The organism is Clostridium polyendosporum, assembly GCF_018332455.1.
GTDB lineage: Bacteria > Bacillota > Clostridia > Clostridiales > Clostridiaceae > Clostridium_AY > Clostridium_AY polyendosporum.
The window spans coordinates 41,176-41,559 of the sequence record NZ_BOPZ01000031.1 but is presented as its reverse complement, the minus strand read 5'-3'; the positions used below and the strand labels follow the sequence as shown (position 1 = coordinate 41,559).

Here is a 384-nt window from a genome sequence, read left to right as displayed (position 1 = left end):
GCCAGAAGGTTTTTTCTACTTAGACCATAGAACTGTAGATAGTAAAAATAATATTATAGTAGATGTACATGTTACCCCTGGTAACGTAAGCGATAGCGAGCCAATACTAAAAACATTAGATAGAATAAATGAAACTTTTAAGATTAAACCAAAATATCATGGTTTAGATGCAGGCTATTTTACTAACCCTATATTTAAAGCATTAGCAAATAGAAAAATAAATGCTGTTATTGCTTATAGAAGGTCTCCTCATAAAAAAGGAATGTTTAGTAAAAGTAAGTTTATCTATGACTTTGATAAGGATATTTACATTTGTCCTAATAATGTAGCCTTAATTTATAAAACAACAACTAGAGATGGATATAGGGAATATAGATGTTTTGA

At 28.6% G+C, this 384-nt stretch carries 1 protein-coding gene; it reads left to right on the top strand.

The annotated features are described in order from the left end of the window. The coding region (locus CPJCM30710_RS17900) for a transposase (RefSeq protein ID WP_246503553.1) at window positions 1-384 on the top strand (384 nt) is incomplete at both ends.